Source organism: Maribacter halichondriae (assembly GCF_027474825.1).
In the GTDB taxonomy this organism is placed as follows: domain Bacteria; phylum Bacteroidota; class Bacteroidia; order Flavobacteriales; family Flavobacteriaceae; genus Meishania; species Meishania halichondriae.
Genome location: NZ_CP107030.1, coordinates 301261 through 325403 on the forward strand (window position 1 = coordinate 301261; position 24143 = coordinate 325403).

Consider the following 24143-nt stretch of genomic DNA (forward strand, 5'->3'; position numbering starts at 1 on the left):
AAAATGTTTTACTTTCTTGCAATTACAATGACCCAGTCCTTATCTTTTTGTCCGTTATAAGCAGAAAGTTCTACGCTATTCGGTTTCGTAATTTTCCAACCTTCGTTTTGTTTGTCGTACAATTTCCCTCCTTCCATGGGGTCATAAAAGGCAATGGTAAAGGCACCATCACCGATTTGAAGGTCCGTATTTTCTCCTTTGGGTAGGTAAACCACATAAACTTCGTCCTTTTTGGCAAAACAGAAAGCTTTTTTATTGTTCAACAATTCATCATGATTTTTCATCTCCCAAAAGGGCAAATGATCGACAAAAAATTGCCTTGCATTAGTACTTATCGACCACCATTGATCCCGTGCCCTGAAATCTTCAGCGGCCATATCATTATTGGGAGCGTCGAGACCGCCAAAATACCACGAATTTCCAGCGGAACCGGCCATCAAACTTCCCCAAAGGCTGGTGCGCATGACGGCGGCATAATTATTATTTGCCGCAGTATCGGTGGTCACACCGATATCCCAGTGACCAATTTCATCCAAATAGACCACCCATGGCTTCTTTTTCTTTTTTGATAGATCAAGCCATTTCTTGACTTCGACATGTACTTCGGTGGTATCGAACATTTGCAATGATGGTATTTCAAAATCTTTGTAGCCGAGCAACGGGGTAAATGTTTCTTTTATGGGGTCTAGTGGGCGGCCCTCCATACGTTTGCCGGTCACGCGTACATGATTATGAACTGCGATGGGATGATTATATGAATCGATACTACGAATATAGGAGGCGTAGCTTTTCAATTGCTCCGAGGTTCTATTTGTTTCTTCTCCTAAATTCCAGACTATGCCCAAATGATGTCCGAAGCGTGCGACTAGTTCTTTGTAATATAATTTTCGATCAAGGCCCAGTTCCCCTTTGTTCAAAATGGTATCGTTCTCGGTTTCCTGGGTAAAAACGTTCATCGCCATACCAAGTTTATCCATGTGGGTGAAAACTTTTTCCCATTGCGCCAATTTGCTAACATCGTAGCGCGTCTGTTCTTCGGGAGCTATCCACGGCCAAACGTTATCACCGTCGCCATGTTCGTTCATGGTCAAAAAGTACAGGCTGTTCATACCCTTTGACGAGAGATAGTTCAAAGCCCCAATAATGGCCTTTCCTTTACCATCGCCCCAAGTAACGTCTCCATCCTTCCAGTCGTCTTTATGGGAAGGGTATTCATGCAATCCTTTATTCAAAGTAGGCGTATAAGCACCTTCTTTCTTGAAAGTACCATCAAATTCATGATATGCAAAAAATGTTTCCGGACTGCCGACACCGTTTTTTAAAAAGGCTTTTCCGGTTTCGCCTTCTTCCAAATAATGCTTGCCCACATACTTCAATCTTCCGGTTTTATAAAACCCGGTGGCGGTAGAATCGGCGGGGGCAATTTCAAAACTTCCCGTAGACTTCCAAATCGCTTTTTTCTTTTCAGTGAGCGGGTTTAAGGCAATACCTATATCGGTCCCTTCGGCGATATAGGCCTCGAATTGCCAAATTCCTTCTGAATCAGGGAAAATTTCACCTGCCATTTGTTCCCACTTTCAGCTCCAGTATCGGCGGTGTGACCATCGGCGGCAAAATAGCCGGGGACGCTATACTGATTCTCTCCATTTTTAAAATTTACCCATAGGCCGTAGTGCAAAAACGGATTTATACTATCGGTCTCAGAAACTTTTGGGCCGTCAAAGGTAATGGTTACAGGCTGCCATTTTTTTAGACTGCCTTCAAGCACATAGTTCTGATCTGCGATTTCAGTCTTGCATCCCCCGATAGTAAATGATAAAACAACAAGGCATAAAAGAAATCTTACTTTCTTGATTGGTAACTGCATTTTTGGTCATTGATTTATGTTAGGGAAGATAATGATATTTTTACTTCGACAAAATTTGAAAACCTTTACATAAGTATCCTATTTCATAATGGACTTCATGCGATTTCTACTTATTTTTATAAACAACAAATAAAAATAATGTACAAAAAACTCTTAGTGCTAACATTTCTTTTACTTCTAATTTTTTCTTGTAAAGAAAAAGAAAAGAAGGTCGATACTCCAGAAGAAACTTCTCAGGAAAAGTGGATGCTCGGTTTCGAAAAAACGGATATCAACCCTATCATGACCGCAGATTCGAGCTATACGTTCGTTGACCCCATTAGCAATGCAGCGGTGCAATGGCAAAAAGCCGATGTTTTTAATCCTGGGGCCATCGTTAGAAACGATACCGTTTTTATGCTTTTTAGGGCAGAGGATAATCCCAAAGCAATTTTAGGGGGAAGAACTTCCCGAATCGGTTTGGCATATAGCATCGATGGAATCAACTTTACCAAATATCCGGAACCGGTCTTGTTTCCCGACAATGATGAATTCGCCCAATGGGACCAGCCAGGAGGAATCGAGGACCCAAGGGTGGTCGAAACTCCCGATGGCACCTACATCATGCTCTATACCAGTTGGAACAAGGATGTGGCCCGACTTTCAAGCGCCACCTCCAAAAATTTAAGAAATTGGACAAAACAAGGGCCTGTTTTCGAGGAAGCATACAAAGGAAAATTTTTGGATATTTGGAGTAAATCCGGTTCCGTAGTAACGGAATTGGTCAACGGAAGGTTGATCGCCAAAAAAATAAATGGCAAATACCAGATGTATTGGGGCGAACTTTTCGTGAACCTCGCCCAATCCGAAAACGGAATCGATTGGGAGCCGATGCTTGAGGAAAACAGTGAGCTATTGCACGTTTTCAAACCCACGTTGAACGAATTCGATAGTCATTTAACGGAACCAGGGCCTCCTGCCCTGTACACCGAAAATGGAATTCTGCTTCTGTACAACGGCAAAAATCTAAGCGGCGAAGGGGCCACCACCAAATACCCTGAAGGCACGTATTGCGGTGGGCAAGTACTCTTTGACAAAAACGAACCTCAAAAATTTCTTGAAAGACTTGAGACTCCTTTTATTTGTCCAAGCCTACCGCATGAGGTCAGTGGTCAATATAAGGCAGGAACGACTTTCATCGAAGGATTGGTCTATTTTAAAGATAAATGGTTCCTTTATTACGGTACGGCCGATTCAATGGTCGGTCTGGCAGTGAAGGAGTGATTTATGGTTTATGGTTTATGGTTTATAGAATGAAAAGAAATAGAAATATTTTTCTACTCCTGATTGGGATACTGCTCTTGTTATCCTGCAACGAAGAAAAGGCAGTAAAAAACACCAAATCTGAAATCAAAAGACCCAACATCGTATTGATTATGGCAGATGACCAGGGATGGGGTGACCTCAGTATCAGCGGAAACACCAACCTCAGCACACCAAATATAGATGCCTTGGCAAAAAACGGTGTCTCTTTCGAAAATTTTTATGTCCAACCTGTCTGCTCCCCTACTCGGGCCGAACTTTTAACGGGCCGTTCCGCAGCGAAAATAGGGGTCTATTCTACTTCGGAAGGCGGAGAACGTTTCAATCTAGGAGAAACCACCCTAGCCCAGATATTCAAAAAAGCGGGATACCGAACCGCCGCCTATGGCAAATGGCATAGCGGGATGCAACCTCCCTACCACCCTAATTCTAGGGGATTCGATGACTATTATGGATTTGCTTCAGGTCACTGGGGAAACTATTTCAGCCCCATGTTGGAACATAATGGTGAAATTGTAAAAGGCAAAGGATTTTTGGTGGACGACCTCACCGACCACGGAATCAATTTTATCGAAAAAAATAAGGAGCAACCTTTCTTTCTCTATCTACCCTACAATACACCACATAGTCCCATGCAGGTGCCCGATGAGTTCTGGAACCGTTTTAAGGACAAAGAACTCGATAGTCTGTATCACGGGACGGAAACCGAAGATTTGAATTTTACAAAAGCGGCCTTGGCCATGGTGGAAAATATTGATTACAATGTTGGGCGTTTGACCCATTCTCTAAAAGAACTAGATCTCGAAGAAAATACCATCGTCATCTACCTTTCAGATAATGGCCCGAACGGATGGCGTTGGAACGGTGGCATGAAAGGCAAAAAAGGTTCCACCAATGAGGGTGGCGTACGCACTCCATTTTTCATACAGTGGAAAAACGCATTAAAAGCTGGAAAAAAATACAGAACATCGCAAGTGCTGTTGATATTCTGCCAACCCTTGTCAAACTGGCGAACCTTACTTATACCGGCCAAAAAGAACTTGATGGAAAAGATTTGACTCCCTTACTGACCGATGAAAAAGTCGATTGGAACGATAGGTTGGTTTACAACCATTGGAACGGAAAAACAAGCCTACGCTCCCAAAAATATCGATTGGATGATGAAAATCGATTGTTCGATATGGAAAATGATCATGGGCAAACCACAGATGTTTCAAATCAATACCCACAAATTACCGATTCACTTAAAAAGCAAAAAGAAAAATGGACGGCCGAATTGCCTGAAATTCCTAAAACTCCTCAACCTTTTACCTTGGGGCATCCCGATTATGAATATACCCAAATTCCGGCGCGTGACGGTATGCCCCATGGGAATATCGAACGAAGCAATCGCTATCCGAACAACACTTTTTTTACGAATTGGAAGAGTATAAAGGATTCCATTACTTGGGATGTAGAGGTATTGGCCGATGGTGAGTTCGAAGTAGAACTCTACTACACAATGAAACCCGAAAATACCGGGGTGGGTATTCAGTTGTCTCATGGAAATAGTAAATTGGTCACTCGAATCACCGAAACACATGACCCTCCCCTAACAGGCATGAAGAACGATCGTGACCCGCGAATGGAATCTTATGTCAAAGATTTTAAACCCAAAGTTATGGAAAACATAAAACTTCAAAAAGGGAGAGGGCTTTTAACCCTTCAAATTCCACATATGGATGGCAATGGTGGAATTGATGTGCGCCTTCTGATGTTTAGAAGGGTAAAATAAAAGACGTCTATTGTAATTTTCCCTATGAAAAAATGGTTTGGGAATAAAGTTAATCTAGTTGTTCTGCTTTTTGCAGTTATCAACGTGCTGATCCATTTATTAATATACAATAATCTGGAATTTCATAGAGATGAACTCCTCTACTTTGCATTGGGCCGACATCCAGATTTCGGATATATGACCGTTCCTCCGTTGATTGGTTGGATTGCTACGCTGATGCAGAACATTTTTGGATACTCTTTATTCGCTGTTAAACTATTTCCTGCCATACTTAGCGGCGTCATGGTGCTATTATCATCTTCCTTGGCAAAAGAATTGGGTGGTAAAAGCTATGCCCAAATTTTAACCGCAGTTGCAATTATTGTAATGCCTATTTCTTTAAGAGCCTTCCACCTTTTTCAACCGGTTCCTTTGGATATGTTTTTTTGGACACTGATTCTATTCTATATTGTTCGCTATCTGAATTTAGGAAAAGACAAATACTTAGTAATCATTGGCGCCTTATCAGGCATAGCCATGCTCAATAAATATCTAGTTGCTCTTTTAATAGGTAGTTTTCTGATAGCGTTACTTTTTTCTGAACGAAGAAAAGTATTTACCAAAAGGGCTTTTTATATAGGCATCTTAATCGGTATTTTAATTTTTCTACCCAATATACTTTGGCAAATCTTCAAGGAGTTTCCGGTCATCGGTCACATGAACGCCTTAAAAGAAAATCAATTGGCAAATGTCGACCGATTATCTTTTCTGACTGACCAGCTATTCATGCCTTTGGCCTCGGCATTCTTATTCGTTTTAGGTTTTGTCTTTCTAATCCGATCGAATAAATATCGGGTTTTGGGTATTACCGCACTTTTGGTCATAGCCATACTACTGCTCTTGCGCGGGAAAAGCTATTACACCATTGGTTTGTTTCCTCTTATAGTGGCTGCAGGAACTTTGATTGTAGAAAAATATGTGAAACATCTGGTACCAAGAATTATTATACCTGCCATCATGGTACTCTTGACCCTCCCAATTTTGCCTTTCGGAATGCCCATTTATGGTCAACAGGGCCTTATTGACTATTACGCAGACCTTGAAAAGGACTTCGGACTTCTATTAGGAAGGACATTTGAAGATGGCTCTGTTCATTCACTACCCCAAGACTATGCGGATCAATTGGGATGGGAAGAACTTGCCCAAATTACCGCGAAAGCGTACGAGCAAATTCCCGATAAGGAAAAAGCGGCCATCTATTGCGAAAATTATGGACAGGCAGGAGCCATATCAGTTATCGGAAAAAAGCATGGTTTACCAGAACCCTTATGTTTTCATGAAAGTTTCGTGTATTGGGTACCTGAAAAATTTAATCCTGATATTGAATACTTCATTTATATCAATGATGAATTGGGGGAAGATGTTAATGAACTTTTTCAAGATGTGAAAGTTGTAGGTTCAATCTCGAACGAACATGCAAGGGAGTTTGGCACTACTGTTTATTTATGTTCACGCCCTAAATCGAGTTTTAACGCTTTTGGAAAAACGTAATTGAAAATTTGGCAGCAGACCAAATGTTCTGAATTAAAGCGCTATTTATCTTAGAGATTACTTTCCACCATATAAATATTCTGCAGCTGCTTTGCTCATTCCCCTGTAATCATGTCCGATGCCGGAAATGATTTTCAGTTCCCAATTAAATTCAGCGCCCCGTTTCAAAGCTGTTTCTTTTGAAAGCTCATAGAAATATTTTCCGCGTGCAAGTCGATGAAGTCCTTGTTTATCCGCTTCGGGCGAATGTCTTATATCTCCTCTAGTTTCATTGGCATTATCATCCTCTCCTAGAAATAAGGTTAGATTGGAGCTGAAGTCTACCTCTTCTTCCGGGTTGATATCACCAAGACCATATGGAAATATTTCGTCATCGGTCGGTAATGTATACCATCCAGAATTTGAGGCCAAGATTCTATCGGCCTTATTTTTTGGATGGAAGATGGCAAGTCGGTGCAATAGTTGTCCACCTGCGGAATGGCCGAACATATCATAAAATTCTTTTTCAAGGTTCAGATTGTTCTTGACTTCATTGAAAATCCGGTCAAAATCATCGAAAATCCATTCGTTCTGATTTTGATTGATCTTAAAGGTCCCATCTTGGATATTTACATCATATATCATTCCTGCTAGATTATAACTCCATAATCCGGGATAGTACGTTTCCGAGTATTCTAGGGATAGTATCAGAACGTTATATTTTTCAGATTGCTCGACCCAAGCGTTTCGATAATCATCTCCATTTCTTCCCGCTCCGGGTAGCACAAAAATAATTGAAGATTTGGAGGAAAAATTGTTGGGTTTGTAATAATGAACGACGATGGTGTTATTCTTTTTGAACCCTCCTTCAATTAAAAACCTTCCAGAACCATCTTCAATATTGACCTGGTTTAACACTAGTTCTTTTTCAGGAACCAATTCGCTCTTCGGGATAAGCTCCATATTGCAATTAGGACAATTTCCTGCTTGAGAAAAGGCAAGTTCATCACAGGCGAGATCACAAGGAGTGCAAACATATACTTGCTTTTGTTCTTTACAGCAAGTGAGTATAAACAGAAATACAATGAAGTATATTTTCATCGCGGCTACGCTTTGAAATTAAAAAGAAGTGAATAACTGAAAAAAGAAAGAGGGCAAGTCTGCCCTCTTTCTGCATTCCTTTTGAATCTTATTTGATAGCACCTTTTTGTAAAAGATATTTTACAACCTCATCGTGCTCTTTCTCCTTCGCCATCTTTAAAGCAGTACATATTCTCATCTTACCATCTACCATTTCTTTACACTCTTTATTGACATCCGCCCCATTCTCTACCAAAAATTCAACGGTCTTTAAATGTCCTTGTTCACTCGCACTGATTAACGGAGTTTCATCTCCTTTTACTTCCTCGTTCACTTCGGCCCCTTTGGACACTAAATACGCTACAATTGGTAAATAGCCTCCTCTTGATGCCATTATCAAGGGGTTTCCATCACCTCTTACGGCCATATTGACATCGGCCTTGTTTTCGACAAGAAATTGTACCATTTTCAGATGACCTTGTTTACATGCTTGAATCAAGGCACTACCATCTCCAGGAAACTTTGTATTCACTTCTGCACCTGCTTCTAAAAGCATCTTGACCAATTCTATATCTCCTTTTCTTGCCGCCATCCATAAGGGATAACCGTCACTTTCTGTTCCTAAGTTAGGGTCGGCACCTTTTTCCAATAACAGTTTGGCAATCCGATGTTCCTCGTGCCTAATCGCCATGGTTAAGGAAGTGCCTTCTCCCCTTTGTGTCAGGTTTACGTCACTGCCTTTTTCTATCATTCGCTGAACCGCCGAATAATCCCCAGAACGCACGGCTCGTAAAAAAGGTACTAAGTCATCATCAAATTCATTTTCATAGTTATTTTCTTCATCCCCATCGACAAAGGCAGTTTCCGTTGGCTCTTGCGATTGCAGTGCAAATGGTTGATTTAAAAATAAAAGTGTGACCAATAAAGTAGGCGCGATAAATGCATACTTCCAATAGCTGTGTCCGTTAGATTTCTTCTTGTTCATCATGATGATTCGTTTTTTGATTAATGATTGATTATAATTCGATGTAATTGAAAGCGGTTTGTGGGATGTGGCTATCGTCAACAGGTTCATCTGATAGTCTTCTGGCTGTACCAAAGTTGAATTCAGCAATAGATTGTCCGTTTGATATTCGATGTTTTTTTCGATTTCCTTCCGAAAAAGCCAAACAAACGGATTGAACCATAAAACGACAATGGCGATTTCGGCCAACAACAAGTCCACGGAATGCAAACATTTGACATGCACCTTTTCGTGTTCCAAAATTTGCTCGTAAGTTTCAGAATCATATTTCTCAGGATTTATAAAAATAAAATTGAAAAAAGAACAAGGTTCGGATACATTTTTTGAATGGATGATAGTAGTACTTCCATCACGGATTTTATGAGTCCCCCGATTAATTTTTCTTCGGATGTTTACAAACTGTGAAATGAGGTGAAGGGTCAAAACAAGGACTCCAAAGCCATAAAACATGGACATCCAGAATAGCAAGCCCTTCTTAGATGAAATTGGTATTGCTTGCACGGAAAACTCTTTCTCCGCTCCAGACGAACGGGCGACAGTTGTACTTTCCTCGTCCGGCATTTTATCAAAATACTCCGTTGATGCGCTAATCGTGCTGGTTTCTTCAATTAAAGAACTGACCACACCTTGATTATTGACCAACTCAGGAAGCGCAACAAACGGAAGTGAAAATGCCAAAAACAAACTCCCCAGCAAGTACACGCGGTTTACCGCAAAAAAACTCTCCCGTTCTAAAAGCAGTTTGTAAAACGCCCAAAGAATAAAAAGAACTAACGAAGCCTTTACTAAAAACCCTAGCATGGTTTATTCTTTTTTTGATTTGATGATGCGAATCAAGTCTTCAATCTCTCGATCCGACAGTTTTTCTTGCTTGGCAAAATGTGCCATCATTTTAGGCATCGAATTGCCAAAGTATTTTTTCTTGATCTCTTTAATATCTTCACTACGATAGGTTTTCATGGATATTTTAGGACTGTACTGATCCGTATTCCCTAATTTTTCCGATTTTAAAAAACCCTTCTTAACCAGTATTTTCACCAACGTAGCAACAGTATTGTAGTGCGGTTTCGGATTTGGGAGTTCCGCCACGATATCACGAATGAACGCCTGTTCCAATTTCCAAATGACCTGCATGATTTGGTCCTCTTTCTCGGTAAGTTTCTTCACTAGTATTAATTTTACGAAACAATACTACTAAATAATTAGTAGATATACTAATTATTTAGTAGAAAACTGTTTTATATCTTTTTAAGGTCATTCTGAAGAATGATTAATGGTAAGTCTTAATCGTTGGAATAAATCAAAACCTCACTATCGGCATATCCAATTCGTTCGGCTTTGGCCTCAAAAGGTATATCGACGGGCAATGGTTCGTTGTAGACATGCCAAATGGAATCTTGGGGTCGTTTCCACACCATCGACGCGTCGGGCCGCTTATTGAATAGATGGATGCCATCCTCTTTTTCTTCCATTTCCATGGGAGATAATTGGGGCTGTCGGCCATCGGGAAGCCAGTTGGCAATCAATTCCCTTTCAGGATATTCCCCTAAGTCGTTGGTATTCTTAATCCATTCCTTTAGCAGTTCCCGATAATAGATCAAGGTGTCCTTTGCCTCGGGATGGTTGGCCAAATTATTCAGTTCATAGGGATCTTTGTCCAGGTCGTACAATTCCTCTTCTGGTTTAAGGGCCTTCAACCAAACTGATTGCTTCTCATTCAATTTTCCGGCTGCATATAACCGTCGTAGTTCCGGCATCATGGGCATCTGTTCACGATACGAAACGGGAATGGCATGTGGCAGTTCGGTATTGAAACTCTTGATATACTTGTACCGTTTCGACCGCACGGCCCGTAAGCGGTCATAGAATTCGTCAAAACGATCCGAGGAATGAAAGGTGTATTTCGGTTTCTTTTCGACTTCAAATTGACCAAATTGTGCAACACCTTGCATCACTTTTGGCGGCTCGATTCCGGCCAGGGAAAGGACCGTCGGGGCGTAATCGATAAAACTGATCAGACGGTCATCAGTGCCACCCGCATTTTTATGTTCCGGAAACTTAACAACCAATGGTACTTTCACCCCACTATCATAAAGCGCACGTTTATGTCTGGGAAAGGGCCCGCCATGATCGCCATAAAAGAAAATGATACTGTTCTCATAGAGACTATCTTCTTTGAGGTCCGCGATAATCTCACCAATTTGGTCGTCCAAACGTTTGAGGTTGCTATAGTTGACCGCCAAATCATGTCGGATAATTTCATTATCAGGGAAATATGGAGGTACTGGAACATTTTTGGGGTCCACAAAAAGAGAGTCCTTCCCCCTACTCCATATTTGCGATTCATGACTGACGCCGAAATTAAAGACCGTAAAAAAGGGCTGTCTATCTTGTCTTTTTCTCCAATGTCTTTCTTTGCTACTTTCATCCCATGCGCCATCGGTCTTTTCAAAATTATAGTCTTCTTTTGGGCCATTGGCGGTATAGTATCCTTTCTTCCGAAGGTATTCCGTAAACATTTTGACCCCATCGGGGACAATTGGCGAATAGCTTGGCAAACTATCGAGCAAAGGTTCGTTAACTTCACGCCACGGGGTATGGGTACGCATATTATGCGTTCCTAAAGTGGTCGGATACATACCTGTAATCAAGGCACTACGCGCCGGGGCACATACGGGCACCGGGGAAACGGCATTTGTGAAAGTTACTCCATCAGCCGCTAAAGATTCTAGATTCGGAAGCGATATCGTACTGTCTCCATACATCGGAAAAAAATCGGGAGATTGGTCTTCGGCGACCAACCAGATGATATTTGGAGGTAATTGTTCAATTTCTTTGAATACGTTTTCTTTTTTATCTCCACACGAATGAAATACAAAAAGCAACAAAAAAATTAGGCGAGCGGATGAAAATTTGTGCATCATTTTTATTTTGAATTTCACGACCATTTAAAGATAGTGGATTACATATAAAACAAAAACTCCTTTCTTTAGGGCAAAGAAAGGAGTCTTGAAAATTAAATTGATAAAAATTATTCCAATCCTTCCAAAAATTCAAGGCTTTGTGGCACCTGTTCCACAACACGGGAACATTCATCTTCAATAAACATATATTCTACAACGCCTAATTCTTTGGCTCGTTTCACAACACCTGCTATATCCACTTCACCTGTTCCCAAGACCACATTCGTCTCTACATCGGCATGCCCGGTATCGTCTTTTGGTGTACCTTTTTCCATATCTTTTAAGTGCAATAGCACAAACTTATCGGGATAACGGTTCAACAAGGCCAATGGATCCTCTCCACCATGTTGTACCCAATATACGTCCATTTCAAAAGCAAAGTCCTTTGCGTTTTTTGCCATGTAATCGAATAGTGTGCCCTCTTCATAGGGTCGAAATTCGTAGCCATGGGCGTGATAGGCCAAGGTAAGACCTTCTTCTTTCAACCGTTTTCCAGCGGTATTAAATACTTCCGTGGCCTCTTTGGTTTTTTCAATATCGAAACTATTTCCCTCGTGGGAAATCCAAGCGCACATGACGTATTTGGCCCCGAAGGTTTTTGCATTTTCGATAATCTTATCCAGGTTTCCCGCCTTTAAATCGTCATAACCGGCACCGACACTGACAACATCTAGATTGTTTTTCTTCAATAATCCTTGAAACTCTTCCATCTCAAGTCCGTATGTGCCGCCGCCTTCAAGATTCGTAATACCCCAATCATTGATTAATTTCAAAGTGCCAGGTACATCGGTCTTGAATTGGTTGCGGAGACTATACAATTGCAAACCGACTTCTTGAGCATACATTGATGTCCCAAAAGCTGCTATTAATATGAGTGTTGTTAGTTTTTTCATGTTATATATATTTTATTCTTCTAAACTTTTTAAGTATTCTAAACTTTGAGGTATTTGTTCAACTGACTTTGAAGACTCATCCTCAATAAATAGATACTCCAGTCCCATTTTTTTCGCTTCGGCGACGACGGCCGCGATATCAATCTGACCTGTTCCCAAAACCACGTTTGTCTCAACATCGGATTGACCATTTTGATTTCCTTCGGTACCTTTTTTACAATCTTTCAGATGCATCAATTTGAATTCATTCGGATATTTCCGCAGCCACGCCACGGGGTCTTCTCCAGGATGCGCAAACCAATAGACATCCATCTCAAAATCAAAATACTCTGAATTCTGTATCATATGATCCATAAGCGTTGCATCTTCATAGGGTCGAAATTCATAGCCATGAGGGTGATAGACCAAGGTGATGCCTTCATCTTTCAACTTTTTGCCAGCCGAATTGAAAACATCCAAGGCCATTTTGGTCTCATCGATCGTGAAAATGGTATCCTTATGCGGAATCCAAAAACATACTACATATTTTGCTCCGTAATCCTTTGTTCTTTGGATAACCGTTTCGGGGCTACCCCTCAATTCTTCGAAAGGAGCACTGGCACTTACAATTTCCAAATTGTTCTCGACCAAAAGAGCTTTGTATTCTTCCAACGAATAGCCTTGGGTACCATCATTGCCATCTTCTACCTTCGTAATGCCCCATTCCTTTATTTTGGCAAACGTACCGGGCACATCTTTTTTGAACTCGTTGCGGAGGCTATACAATTGCAGACCGATTTCTTGGGCAAAGCAACTTGTACCTATCATCAGAAGGACTGATAAGACCATGACATTTCTCATAATCAAACTATGTTCAAGAAAATAGTTAAATACATAATGGTTTCGCTAAATTACTTTTTGAGAAATGGAACCTTTGAAATTATGTAATAAGATTCCCTTTCTCGTCCCATTCGGCAATTTCGTTCCTTTTACTTTGGTCCACACATTTAGCTATCCAATCGGGATCGTAGGCCATGCCATGTTTATCAAGTACTTCTTGGGGCACACCATCCCAAACATTGGGCTGATTACCTTTATAACCCAAATCGGCTATGCCAACTTTTGAAGTGTAGTATCCGGTTACCACCAAATTACGCATCGACGCAAAAAATTGTATTTCAAGAGGTTGCTCTTCTAAGGGTGTTTCAGGATCGTGCCAACAGATTTCGTCACAAATTTGTTTCTGCTGTTCCAAAGTGGCCGATTTGAACTCAGTGCCAAATTCGGTATTGCTTTTATGGTCCAACCACATCAACCCGCCCAGCAAAGTGGGTTGCATTTCGGGCATATCTTTTCCGACAAACTCTATAAATTCTGGAACTTCGGCTTCAATGGGCCCTCCATTCGGTTCTTTTGGAGGAAGTATTACCGTACTCAAAACTGCAATTGTCTCCAACTCGTGTTCATTGAACAATTGTTCAGCGTTCAATTTTTCGATACGCTCCAATTCCTCGGGAGTTCGGCCAAAATATTTGGTATCCCCAGTGGCCGGAATTTCTCCGTTTGCTTTATTATCCCCTTCGGTCTTACAACCATGAAAGGCCAGGGCTGATGCACCTGCACCAAGTATGATTGTCTGTATACTTTTTCTTCTGTCCATTACGATCTAAATATTTTGCTGTTTCAATTGTTCGATGATGTAATCACTTGCTCTCCATGACAGGGCTAAAATCGTCCATGTGCAATTTTTATCCGCTTGCGAGGTAAAGGGTCCTGCATCCACAATGAATACGTTATCGACATCATGTAATTGGTTGAACTTATTGGTCACCGAGGTCTTGGGATCATCGCCCATGCGTGTTGTACCTACCTCATGAATAATCTGTCCTGGTGCAAGAAGTCCGTAATCTTGTTCTTTGCCCGGTTTGCCGCCCCATATCTGTTCACCACCCATATTATGGATCAGTTCTTCAAACGTATCCTGCATGTGCTTGGCCTGCTTGATCTCGTAATCGGAATGATTGTAATTGAACTTTAGCACGGGAATACCATATTTATCAACTGTTGTAGGGTCTATTTCGCAGTAATTATCTTTTTCTCGCGATACTTTCGCCCCTTCCGCCAAAACCGATTACGGAGCCATAATATTTTTTGACATCGTCACGCAATGAATCCCCATAACCACCAACCGGCAGATTAAAGAACTCGTTGAACGCGTTCGCATTAAATCCAAAACCGTAATTGGGTTGCCCCATACCGCCCCAAACTTCGATATGATAACCTCTCGGGAAGTCCAAATTTTTGTTATCGCCCCACCAAGGAGAATATACGTGCATACCCCCAACACCATCTTCATTGTAACTTACATCGCGGTTCATCAAACCTGGAATGAACCCCGCGGCACTGGCCCCAGTGGAATCGTGCAGATACTTACCAACGACATCACTACTGTTTCCCAGTCCGTTCGGATGTTGTTTACCTTTAGAGTTCAAAAGGATACGCGCCGAACTACAGGCAGACGCAGCCAATACTACAATTTTGGCCTTTAGTTTATATTCTTTTCTGTCCTCCTTATTGATATAGGATACTCCTGTAGCCTTTCCTTCTTCGTTAACCGTGACCTCCCTAACCATGGAGTTGACATAGATTCTTACCTTCCCACCGCTTTTTTGTGCTGGGAAAATAAGGCAGCTACCGGCAGAAAAATCGGCATATACGGAGCAGGAACGCCCACATTGTCCACAATAAAAACAAACCCCCCGATCTTTATTGATACGTTTGGTCAACATGGACATTCTACTGGGAATTACCGGAATACCTGTTTTCTTTGCGCCCTGAATGTAGAAAAGTTCATGTAACCTCGGTTTTGGCGGGGGAAGGAAATAACCATCCGGGTCGTTCTCCATCCCCTCGTTCGTTCCGAAAACACCTATGAGTTTATCGACCTTGTCATAATACGGCTTTACGTCATCATAGCTAATGGGCCAGTTCTCACCTAGACCATCTACATCTTTATGTTTAAAATCCTTTGGGCCAAAACGAAGGGAAATACGGCCCCAGTGATTGGTTCTACCGCCCAACATTCTAGCGCGCCACCAGCGAAAATCGGACCCTTCAGCTTGGGTATAAGGCTCGCCTTCTACCTCCCAATCACCCCAAGACATGTCCCATTCGCCAAAAGCGCGATCGGTACCTGCCCCTCTTCTGGGGGATTCATAAGGCCATTTTAATTGGGTCATTGTTTTAGGATCTGCGGGGTCGAAAAAAGGACCGGCTTCCACAACGGCCACATTGAAACCGGCATCGGCCAATTGCTTGGTGGCCATACCACCACCGGCACCGGAACCAACGATGATTACATCATAAACTTCTGAGGATTCTTTTATCTGCATGCTCTAATTTTTGTTATTTGCTACAATTTATAAAAATATGGAAAAGGAAACGCAATTATTTACAGGAATAACCAAAATATCCTCGGGGTAAGCCCAATCAGGTATTCAAATACCAAATTCCAAGCACCGAACCTGTCTGCCGACAGGCAAGATTCCAATTAGACCAAAAGGAAATTCATAGTGAACAATAAAATTATTGGTGGTTCAATGCATTGACTTTGTAAACCTATTGGATAGACATCTATTTCATTCAGAAGGAATCGAGTTGCTTCAAGGCCTCCTTGACGGTTTTGACAGGAAGTTTGCAAGTCGTATTCTGGCAAACATAGATGAAAGTATCATCAGGCTCATACCGATCTTTGAACAAGGGCATCTCACTTTCGTCGTCGCTACCTACTATCAATGCATTCGGAATGTAATCTTCATGAAGGGAAGCCACCATCGACTTCGCCTGTTTTCCTACCACGGCGATTTCGAAATATGGATAGGCATGATTCAACATTAAAGAATTCCATTTACCATAGCTGGAAGCATTTGTCCGTATCATCGAAGACATCGCGGACAACATTTTTTTCGATCTCTCAAGAAATTCAGGATTATATTCGATATGACCTATTTGAAACAAATTATGGGCCATCATGGCATTCGGCGAAGGTAAGACCCCATCATCGGTTTTAATAATTTTTGAAATGAGTTCTTGATCTTTGTTATAGCGGAACATAGACGAGTCGCCATCCAGATAATACTTACTCGCCGTCATATTCAGTTCCTGCGCAAAATCGTAATAGCTAGCATCAAAAGTTGCGGTATACAAGTTTAAGGAGGCATTCATCAGAAACGCATAGTCTTCGATAAAACTACTTCCTTTTCTGCTGCCTTCTTTATAGGTGTGCACCAGTACATTATTTTCATAACTGTTTTCCTTTAAGAAGCTGAAGGTTTCAATTGCTTTCATTAAAAAATCCACATCGCCAAAGGCTTGGTAAGCGTCGACGTATCCATTGATCAGCAGGGCGTTCCATGATGTGATGATCTTTATCGTCGACATTGGGCCTAGGCCGCTTTATCCTAGCTTCGAGAAGTTGGTCTTTCCATTTATTCTTTGCCGTTACCAAATCCGTGATTGATATACCATTTTTATTTGCGAATTCTTGATCTTCTTCTCGCTTAAAAAGCACATAGCTTTCTTCCCAGTGGTGCTCCGGAGCGATATTGTAATATTTCGAAAAGCGTTCGAAATCGCTTCCCAAAATGTTTTTTAATTCTTCTTCTTCCCAGATGTAGAATTTACCTTCCCCTCCTTCGGAATCGGCATCCAAGGCAGCATAATATCCACCCCTGTCATTTTTCATATCGCGATCTAAAAATGCGACGGTCTCCAATACGACTTTATGATACTTCGGGTCTTTGAACACTTGATATGCTTTGGAAAACAAACTGATCAATTGTGCATTGTCGTACAACATTTTTTCGAAATGGGGCACTTTCCATTCCTCATCGGTACTATATCTGAAAAATCCACCCCCAACATGGTCGTAAACCCCTCCCATAATCATCTTGTCAAGTGTATTCTTGACATGTGCTTTCGCAAGTTCATCTTGGTTCAACAGTGCATAGTCCAATAAAAAATCAAGATTCACCGGAACCATAAATTTTTCAACGCCCTTATCGCCTCCCCATTGCAAATCCCAATTGAGTTTCCAGGTTTCGATACCTTCCATTAAAATCTTATCCAAGGGAACCGTAGAATCTTCGGCAGGAGCGATTATGTTCGTTTGTTGAATACCAGCCGCGACCATATCTGCATATTCATTGGCCTTTTTAGGGTCGTTCTTGTACATATCCCCGATTTTCGACAATACCTCGGCCCATTGTTCTTTCGTATGATAGGTGCCGCCATATAGGGGCTTTCCATTGGGTAAGACAATTACGTTTAGAGGCCATCCAGAATTGCTGTCGATAAGTTGCACGAACGTTTGATAGATTTGATCGACGTCGGGTCGTTCTTCACGATCTACTTTTATATTGATGAAATTCTCGTTCATGAGTTTGGCAACCTCCTCATCTTCAAAGGTCTCTTCTTCCATAACATGGCACCAGTGGCACGAGGAGTAACCGATACTGATCAAGACCAATTTATTTTCCTTTTTGGCATCTTCCAAAGCTTGCAGACTCCATGCACGCCAATCTACGGGGTTATGGGCATGTTGCAATAAGTACGGACTCGTCTCATCGATCAATGCATTGGTATACTTATGTACGGTTGTATTGTTTTTCTCTTGTTGTTTGCATCCTAAGAATAGGAATACAACTGCGAAGACCGTTAGCAAAATACTGCCGACTTTGTTACATTGATTTTTCATAGCTATAATTCGTAGTTCGGTAAAATTACCATTTTGAGAAAAAGTAGTGGAACAATTACGAAAATTTAATCAGTAACGAAACTTGAAGTGGGAAGTCCCGAAGAATTGAACAAATCGGGCAGGGCGGTATTGCCCCATGCATAACGTACGCGTTTGGGACTCTTAACATTATTGGACGAAACTATAATCGTATCATTTCGGATAACCGCTTGGGCTGGAAGAAATTTTCCATCTTGGCCGGCAATCTCAAATAGCGTTCCCCCTTTTCTTTCCATGTTAAACCTTCGGCATGCTTAAAAATGACTTCGACTTCATTGCCATTGATTATCATTTCTTTATAAAGCGGACCATACACTTCGGCATCCAAGCTTTTGTAGTGTTCTTTCAAGGCCACATTGGCGAGACGAAGACCGACATCTTGTTTGTTCGTTGGATGGATATCATCTATCGTACAAATATCGCTAGTAAGAACCATTCCCGTATTAGGGAATTCCATAGCTCTACGCTGTTGATCGCGAACGATGACTCCGGCCTCTGGAGTTCCATATTTGAAGGGAGCTATCTGTGAATAGTAAAAAGGGAAATCGTAACCCCAACTTTTTCGCCACGAACCGATCATTTCCGTAAAAAGCTTTTGATACGTTTCTGCATTCGGGACATTTGATTCGCCTTGGTACCAAAGGGCTCCCGTTATTTTGAAGGGCGTAATAGGTGCAATCATGGCATTATGGACTATAGTCGGTTCCGTAGGCCAAGAATCGGTCGGTTCAATAGCTTTGGCAGCCTCTTTCAGCTTCTCGTTTTCTTCGAAAATCCGCTCAGGCGTCCACACTTCGGCAGGGGTTCCGCCCCATGACGCATCGATGAGTCCGATCGGGATTCCTGTTTCCTCCTGAACCTTTTTTGCAAAAAAGTAGGCTACGGCACTAAAATCTTGCATTGTAGCTGGAGTACAGACCTGCCATGTACCATTTACATTTTCTTGCGGGGTATCGGCGGTCGTCTTTTCAACAGAAAACAAACGTATGTTCGGAAAATTGGCATTGGCTATTTCTACCTCGGCGTTATCGATACCACTGTTGGCGCTCCATTCCATATTCGATTGGCCCGAACACAACCAGATGTCACCGATCACTACATTTTTCAGGACAAATTCATCACCCTTTCCTTTTATGGATATTTCATACGGACCGCCAGCCTCAGGAGTGGCTAACATTGTTATCCAATTTCCATCCTCATCTATTTCAACTTTGTACTCTCGACCGTCCCAACTTGGAGTGACCGTAATGCGTTCATGGTTATGCCCAGATCCCCAAAATTGCGCCTCCGAATTCCGTTGTAATATCATATTATCGCAGAAAATGGAAGGCAGTTCAATAACGGAAATGTTCGGTTCGCAGCTGAAGAAGACCACAAAAACCAAAATCAGAAGTCTGAATTTCATTACGGGTATTTACATTTAGAATGACCTAAATATAGGCAATAAACTTAAAGGTCATATCCCTACCTATTTATTGTACTTTTCAATATCTTTAGGACAAACTAACCGAACAACCTATCAAAATAAGGAGTCATGGAAAAAAACCAATTCGACAAAAACAGACGAAGTTTTATGAAAGGCGCTTCCGCAGCCATGTTGCTATCCTCTTTTGGCACATACGGGTTTGAATTACGGAATACCGCAAAACCGATTCGAGTAGGCTTGATTGGTACGGGCTGGTACGGAACTAGCGATCTTTTTAAATTGATACAGGTTGCCGATGTCAATGTTGTAGCCCTTTGTGATGTGGATAGCAAATTCTTGAACGATGCCGCGGAGCAAGTGGCCCAGCGTCAAAAATCGGGCAAGAAACCTAAATTATATTCCGATTACAGAAAGATGTTGGAGAAAAAAGATTTGGATATTGTTCTCATCGGAAGCCCAGACCATTGGCATGCCTTGCAAATGATCGACGCCGTCAAGGCAGGAGCACATGTGTACGTGCAAAAACCCATCAGCGTAGACGTTATGGAAGGTGAGGCCATGGTAGCCGCAGCCAGAAAATACAATAAAGTGGTACAAGTGGGTACCCAAAGAAAAAGCACTCCGCACCTAATTGATGCAAAAAAACAAATCGTCGATTCCGGACTTTTGGGAAAAATAAAACACGTTGAGATGTGTTGCTACTTTCATATGCGGGCCAATGGTAATCCGCCTTTGGAGCCCGTGCCCGATTTTTTGGATTATGAAATGTGGACCGGTCCTGCCCCTTTACGACCTTATGATGGCCTTCCGCACAGAAGATGGTGGCGGACCTTTATGGAATACGGCAATGGCATTACCGGAGATATGTGCGTTCACATGTACGATACCGTGCGTTGGATGCTCGACTTGGGTTGGCCCAAGAAAATTAGTGCCACTGGCGGAATTTACGTGCAGACCGAAGGCAAGTCGAATATTGCCGATACACAGACCGCCATTTTTGAACACGATGACCTCAATTGTGTATGGCAGCATCGGTCTTGGGGTACACCCGCCGACCCAGAGTATCCTTGGTCGTTTAAGTTATATGGCGAAAAGGGAACCCTATCAGGAAGCACCATGCAAGCCGATTTCGTACCCTACGATAAAGACGTTGAACCTATTCATTTTGACGTACTCTACGAAAAAGAAGAATACCCGGAGGATTTAGTTGAAAAAGATAATGAACTGAATGCTGCGCCTGCTACACGCCGCCACATGAAAGATTTTCTCGCCGCTATCGAAAACGGCTCACGCCCAATTGCCGATATTGAAGAAGGGCATATTTCAACAGCAAGTTGTATTCTAGCCAATCTATCCATGGAACTGGGCCGACCCTTGGTGTACGACCCAAAAACACGCACTGTTTTAGATGACCCTGAAGCAACTAAAAAGCTTCAAAGAGACTATAGAGGACCTTGGGAACATCCTCATCCTGATACAGTTTAGTTAAGGTTTCTCTTTTCAATGATAGATTACAAGCATCTTAAATTCACGACTGCAGAAGCGGAACAAGTTATTTTCGACCTTTATGGCATCTCGGGAAAAGCCATTCCCTTGCCTGGGGAAATCGATTTTAATTATCGAATCAAGATTGAAAATCAAGATGGATATATCTTAAAAATTTCCAGACCGGATGAAGATGAAGCGTATCTTGATTTTCAAATAAACCTTTTGCAACATGTAGCCAAGACAGCACCCAACTTGGGAATACCCAAGGTAATAAGGGATAAAAAAACAACAGTCTGGCCAAAATAAAGGACCAAGCAGGTAACACAAGAAAAGTACGATTGTTATCTTGGATTCCAGGTCGATTGTGGAGCCAAGTAAACCCGCAAACGGAAAATCTACGTCTTAGTCTTGGCAAACATTGTGGCAATCTGACTAAGGCCTTAGAGGGTTTTGATCATCCGGAAGCCCATCGTGGTTTTGATTGGGACCTCGCCCAATCATTATGGATAAAGGATTATCTACAACTATTCGATGGCACCGAAAAAAGTATTTTATCATACTTCCTAGAATCCTTCGAAAGTAAACAGACTGCCTATCAAAAACTCCGAAAAGGTGTTGTTCATAATGACGCCAATGACAATAACATTGTGGTATCGGACGTGCTCATCGACCCTGTGGTCAAGACCATAATCGATTATGGGGATGCATGCCATACACAAATAATCAATGATGTCGCCGTTACTTGCGCATATGGCATTATGGGGCACAATGACCCGCTAGAGGCTGCATTGTCAATCGTTCGCGGATATCATGAAAAATTTCATCTGCTGGAAGAGGAACTTTACCATCTCTACACGTGCATTGCCATGCGATTGGCCATTTCGGTGACCAAGTCCGCCATCAATCGAAACCAAGAACCGGACAATGAATATTTATTGATCAGCGAGAAACCTGCTTGGGAAGCACTTAAAAAATGGAGAGAAATCAATCCTGAATTTGCATGGTATAGTTTTAGGGAGGCCTGTTATTATGATGTCCATCCCCAACAGGCAGCATTTGAAAAATGGTCGGCACAAAAAAGTATCTCATTAACTGATCTTTTTCCTACTATAAATAAAATTAAAACCCATCATTTAGATTTAAGCGTGTCAAGCACCTGGATCGGACATCAGAAGGAATTCAATGATCTGGATTGGTTTCAATTTAAGATCGAAAAACTACAAGCCGAGCATGCTGATTTTATTATTGCCGGAGGTTACCTAGAGCCGCGCCCACTTTATACTTCCACGGAATATGATAAAATTGGAAATAACGGTCGTGAAAGCCGTACCGTTCATTTAGGAATCGATTTTTGGCTTCCTGCCCAGACACCCGTGCATGCTCTTTTTGATGGGGAAGTTGTGATTGCGGTCAATGACGAAGGCGACAAGGAATATGGAGGGCTTATAGTGCTTAAGCACCAGATCGACAACATGGAGTTTTACTCCCTTTATGGACATCTTGCCGTGGCAAGTGCAACTGGGAAAGAAATTGGACAACAAATCAAAAAAGGAGCTCGTATCGGACATTTGGGCAACTATCCAGAAAATGGTAATTGGGCACCGCACCTTCATTTTCAGTTAATGCATTCGTTATTGGGTTATACCAAAGACTTTCCGGGAGTCGCCTATTTCAATCAAATCGGAGTTTGGAAAGGACTATGCCCTGACCCCAATATACTTTTCAAAGACGAATCACTATTTCCGAAAGAGCATGCTTCCAATGAAGCTTTGATTTCTTACCGTAAAAATCACCTAGGCAAAAGTCTGAGCTTACAATACAGAGAACCTATAAAAATGGTCAGGGGCCAAGGTGCCTATTTGATGGATCAAAATGGCAGAAAATACCTAGATACCGTAAACAATGTGGCCCATGTCGGGCACGAACATTTTGAAGTTGTGAAAGCGGGTCAAGAACAAATGGCATTGCTCAATACCAATTCGCGTTATTTAAATGAGAATATCAACCTTCTGGCCAAAAAATTACTTTCCACCTTGCCGAAAGAATTAAGTGTGGTCCATTTTGTAAACTCCGGCAGCGAGGCCAACGAATTAGCGATACGCATGGTCAAGGCCACCACAAGTAGTAACGACATGATCGTATCGGAAGTTGGATATCATGGCAATACCAATATGTGTGTGGATATCAGTTCTTATAAGTTCGATGGAAAGGGAGGAAGAGGCGCACCGGAACACACCCACGTTTTTCCACTTCCCGATGCTTTCAGAGGTAAATACCGCGGGAAGGACGTGAGTGGCAACTATGCCGAAGAAGTACAACTACAAATAGAGAGAATTCATCAAAAAGGACGAAAGGTCGGTGGCTTTATCATCGAACCAATCATCAGTTGTGGTGGACAAATAGAATTACCGAACGGATTCTTAAAAGAAGCATATCAATTCGTGAGATCCGCCGGTGGGCTTTGTATTTCAGATGAAGTCCAAGTGGGATGCGGACGCATGGGGAAAACCTTTTGGGGTTTTCAATTACATGATGTAATACCCGATATTATCACAATTGGAAAACCTTTGGGCAACGGACACCCTGTAGCCGCCGTGGTTTGCACCCAAGAAGTGGCCGAAAAATTCGCCAACGGCATGGAATACTTCAATACGTTTGGCGGAAATCCTGTTTCGTGTGCCATTGGTACTGCGGTTTTACAAACCGTGCGCCGGGAAAAACTGCAAGAGAACGCCCTTGTATTAGGGACTTTTCTAAAAAAAGAACTTCGAAAGTTGGCCCAAGAATTTCCAATACTCGGGGATGTCCGCGGGCAGGGACTTTTTTCGGGATAGAACTCGTCGATGCCGAAATGAATCCCTTGGCGGCCCAGACCGAATACTTAGCGAACCGCATGAAAGACCATGGAATTCTTATGAGCACTGATGGGCCTGATCACAATGTTTTAAAGATTAAGCCGCCTATGGTTTTCTCGAAAAATAATGCGGAAGAGTTGGTTTACTATTTGAAAAAAATTCTCGCCGAGGATTTTATGAGGTTATGAA

Annotated in this window: 20 protein-coding genes and 1 pseudogene; 8 read left to right on the forward strand and 13 right to left on the reverse strand. The window is 41.9% G+C overall.

From position 1 onward, the window contains the following. Nucleotides 1-8: 8 nt before the first annotated feature. The gene (locus N8A86_RS01415; protein WP_273567444.1) at nt 9-1565 is read right to left on the reverse strand and encodes a glycoside hydrolase family protein; all 1557 of its coding nucleotides are present in this window, start codon (nt 1563-1565) and stop codon (nt 9-11) included. Beyond that, nucleotides 1490-1867: a DUF5060 domain-containing protein gene (locus N8A86_RS01420; protein ID WP_273567445.1), complete on the reverse strand. Its 378-nt coding sequence runs from the start codon at nt 1865-1867 to the stop codon at nt 1490-1492. The genes N8A86_RS01415 and N8A86_RS01420 overlap by 76 nt, the downstream gene beginning before the upstream one ends. A 138-nt stretch (nt 1868-2005) precedes the next feature. On the opposite strand from N8A86_RS01420, the gene N8A86_RS01425 reads away from it, so the two are divergent. The 4 genes from N8A86_RS01425 to N8A86_RS01440 are packed head-to-tail and all read left to right on the forward strand — an operon-like array spanning nt 2006 to nt 6473. Next, complete coding sequence (locus N8A86_RS01425; protein WP_273567446.1) at nt 2006-3130, forward strand: glycoside hydrolase family 130 protein; 1125 nt, start codon at nt 2006-2008, stop codon at nt 3128-3130. 29 nt (nt 3131-3159) lie between these two features. Continuing rightward, a complete protein-coding gene (locus N8A86_RS01430) occupies nt 3160-4227 on the forward strand; it encodes a sulfatase-like hydrolase/transferase (protein ID WP_273567447.1) in 1068 nt (355 codons plus the stop codon). Next, nucleotides 4224-4943, forward strand: coding sequence for a hypothetical protein (locus N8A86_RS01435; protein WP_273567448.1), 720 nt, complete (start codon nt 4224-4226; stop codon nt 4941-4943). Before N8A86_RS01430 ends, N8A86_RS01435 begins: the two co-directional genes overlap by 4 nt. A 24-nt stretch (nt 4944-4967) precedes the next feature. Then, nucleotides 4968-6473, forward strand: a complete 1506-nt coding sequence (locus tag N8A86_RS01440) for a glycosyltransferase family 39 protein (RefSeq protein WP_273567449.1) — start codon at nt 4968-4970, stop codon at nt 6471-6473. A 57-nt stretch (nt 6474-6530) separates the two neighbouring features. Here N8A86_RS01440 and N8A86_RS01445 read toward each other — a convergent pair whose 3' ends face one another. The 11 genes and pseudogenes from N8A86_RS01445 to N8A86_RS01495 all read right to left on the reverse strand — a co-directional run bounded on the left by N8A86_RS01445 (nt 6531) and on the right by N8A86_RS01495 (nt 19590). Continuing rightward, entirely contained in the window at nt 6531-7553 is a 1023-nt protein-coding gene (locus N8A86_RS01445) for a hypothetical protein (RefSeq protein WP_273567450.1), read from the reverse strand. Between the two features lie 88 nt (nt 7554-7641). Then, nucleotides 7642-9357: an ankyrin repeat domain-containing protein gene (locus N8A86_RS01450; protein ID WP_273567451.1), complete on the reverse strand. Its 1716-nt coding sequence runs from the start codon at nt 9355-9357 to the stop codon at nt 7642-7644. A gap of 3 nt (nt 9358-9360) precedes the next feature. Next, complete coding sequence (locus N8A86_RS01455; RefSeq protein WP_273567452.1) at nt 9361-9723, reverse strand: BlaI/MecI/CopY family transcriptional regulator; 363 nt, start codon at nt 9721-9723, stop codon at nt 9361-9363. Nucleotides 9724-9839: 116 nt separating this feature from the next. Next, entirely contained in the window at nt 9840-11441 is a 1602-nt protein-coding gene (locus N8A86_RS01460) for a sulfatase family protein (RefSeq protein ID WP_273567453.1), read from the reverse strand. 146 nt (nt 11442-11587) lie between these two features. Then, the gene (locus N8A86_RS01465) at nt 11588-12412 is read right to left on the reverse strand and encodes a sugar phosphate isomerase/epimerase family protein (protein WP_273567454.1); all 825 of its coding nucleotides are present in this window, start codon (nt 12410-12412) and stop codon (nt 11588-11590) included. Between the two features lie 12 nt (nt 12413-12424). After that, nucleotides 12425-13252, reverse strand: a complete 828-nt coding sequence (locus N8A86_RS01470; RefSeq protein ID WP_273567455.1) for a sugar phosphate isomerase/epimerase family protein — start codon at nt 13250-13252, stop codon at nt 12425-12427. Between the two features lie 79 nt (nt 13253-13331). Continuing rightward, nucleotides 13332-14051, reverse strand: a complete 720-nt coding sequence (locus N8A86_RS01475) for a gluconate 2-dehydrogenase subunit 3 family protein (RefSeq protein WP_273567456.1) — start codon at nt 14049-14051, stop codon at nt 13332-13334. 6 nt (nt 14052-14057) lie between these two features. Then, nucleotides 14058-15783, reverse strand: a pseudogene (locus N8A86_RS01480) (GMC family oxidoreductase). 250 nt (nt 15784-16033) lie between these two features. Beyond that, the gene (locus tag N8A86_RS01485; protein WP_273567457.1) at nt 16034-16738 is read right to left on the reverse strand and encodes a YyaL domain-containing protein; all 705 of its coding nucleotides are present in this window, start codon (nt 16736-16738) and stop codon (nt 16034-16036) included. Further along, nucleotides 16725-18146 (reverse strand): thioredoxin domain-containing protein, encoded by a 1422-nt coding sequence (locus tag N8A86_RS01490; protein WP_273567458.1) that lies wholly within the window; start codon nt 18144-18146, stop codon nt 16725-16727. Before N8A86_RS01490 ends, N8A86_RS01485 begins: the two co-directional genes overlap by 14 nt. 181 nt (nt 18147-18327) lie before the next feature. Next, nucleotides 18328-19590: a sialate O-acetylesterase gene (locus tag N8A86_RS01495; RefSeq protein ID WP_273567459.1), complete on the reverse strand. Its 1263-nt coding sequence runs from the start codon at nt 19588-19590 to the stop codon at nt 18328-18330. 129 nt (nt 19591-19719) lie between these two features. Between N8A86_RS01495 and N8A86_RS01500 the strand changes: the two genes are divergently transcribed. Genes N8A86_RS01500 through N8A86_RS01515 form a run of 4 tightly spaced genes read left to right on the forward strand, consistent with a single transcriptional unit; the run spans nt 19720 to nt 24142 of the window. Continuing rightward, on the forward strand, nt 19720-21096 hold the full coding sequence (locus tag N8A86_RS01500) for a Gfo/Idh/MocA family protein (protein ID WP_273567460.1): 1377 nt from the start codon (nt 19720-19722) through the stop codon (nt 21094-21096). A gap of 18 nt (nt 21097-21114) precedes the next feature. Beyond that, nucleotides 21115-21405, forward strand: a complete 291-nt coding sequence (locus tag N8A86_RS01505; RefSeq protein WP_273567461.1) for a hypothetical protein — start codon at nt 21115-21117, stop codon at nt 21403-21405. A gap of 32 nt (nt 21406-21437) precedes the next feature. Beyond that, a complete protein-coding gene (locus tag N8A86_RS01510; protein WP_273567462.1) occupies nt 21438-23933 on the forward strand; it encodes an aminotransferase class III-fold pyridoxal phosphate-dependent enzyme in 2496 nt (831 codons plus the stop codon). Between the two features lie 17 nt (nt 23934-23950). Beyond that, entirely contained in the window at nt 23951-24142 is a 192-nt protein-coding gene (locus N8A86_RS01515; RefSeq protein ID WP_273567463.1) for a hypothetical protein, read from the forward strand. The last annotated feature ends 1 nt before the right edge of the window (nt 24143 follow it).

Bases quoted from the DNA above. Each gene is read 5' to 3' on its own strand.
- N8A86_RS01425 (WP_273567446.1), top strand. From the start codon at position 2,006: ATGTACAAAAAACTCTTAGTGCTAACATTTCTTTTACTTCTAATTTTT.
- N8A86_RS01470 (WP_273567455.1), bottom strand. From the start codon at position 13,252: ATGAGAAATGTCATGGTCTTATCAGTCCTTCTGATGATAGGTACAAGT.
- N8A86_RS01440 (WP_273567449.1), top strand. From the start codon at position 4,968: ATGAAAAAATGGTTTGGGAATAAAGTTAATCTAGTTGTTCTGCTTTTT.
- N8A86_RS01415 (WP_273567444.1), bottom strand. From the start codon at position 1,565: ATGGCAGGTGAAATTTTCCCTGATTCAGAAGGAATTTGGCAATTCGAG.
- N8A86_RS01465 (WP_273567454.1), bottom strand. From the start codon at position 12,412: ATGAAAAAACTAACAACACTCATATTAATAGCAGCTTTTGGGACATCA.
- N8A86_RS01475 (WP_273567456.1), bottom strand. From the start codon at position 14,051: ATGGACAGAAGAAAAAGTATACAGACAATCATACTTGGTGCAGGTGCA.
- N8A86_RS01495 (WP_273567459.1), bottom strand. From the start codon at position 19,590: ATGAAATTCAGACTTCTGATTTTGGTTTTTGTGGTCTTCTTCAGCTGC.
- N8A86_RS01420 (WP_273567445.1), bottom strand. From the start codon at position 1,867: ATGCAGTTACCAATCAAGAAAGTAAGATTTCTTTTATGCCTTGTTGTT.
- N8A86_RS01430 (WP_273567447.1), top strand. From the start codon at position 3,160: ATGAAAAGAAATAGAAATATTTTTCTACTCCTGATTGGGATACTGCTC.
- N8A86_RS01490 (WP_273567458.1), bottom strand. From the start codon at position 18,146: ATGAAAAATCAATGTAACAAAGTCGGCAGTATTTTGCTAACGGTCTTC.
- N8A86_RS01500 (WP_273567460.1), top strand. From the start codon at position 19,720: ATGGAAAAAAACCAATTCGACAAAAACAGACGAAGTTTTATGAAAGGC.
- N8A86_RS01445 (WP_273567450.1), bottom strand. From the start codon at position 7,553: ATGAAAATATACTTCATTGTATTTCTGTTTATACTCACTTGCTGTAAA.
- N8A86_RS01505 (WP_273567461.1), top strand. From the start codon at position 21,115: ATGATAGATTACAAGCATCTTAAATTCACGACTGCAGAAGCGGAACAA.
- N8A86_RS01450 (WP_273567451.1), bottom strand. From the start codon at position 9,357: ATGCTAGGGTTTTTAGTAAAGGCTTCGTTAGTTCTTTTTATTCTTTGG.
- N8A86_RS01515 (WP_273567463.1), top strand. From the start codon at position 23,951: ATGAATCCCTTGGCGGCCCAGACCGAATACTTAGCGAACCGCATGAAA.
- N8A86_RS01485 (WP_273567457.1), bottom strand. From the start codon at position 16,738: ATGAAAGCAATTGAAACCTTCAGCTTCTTAAAGGAAAACAGTTATGAA.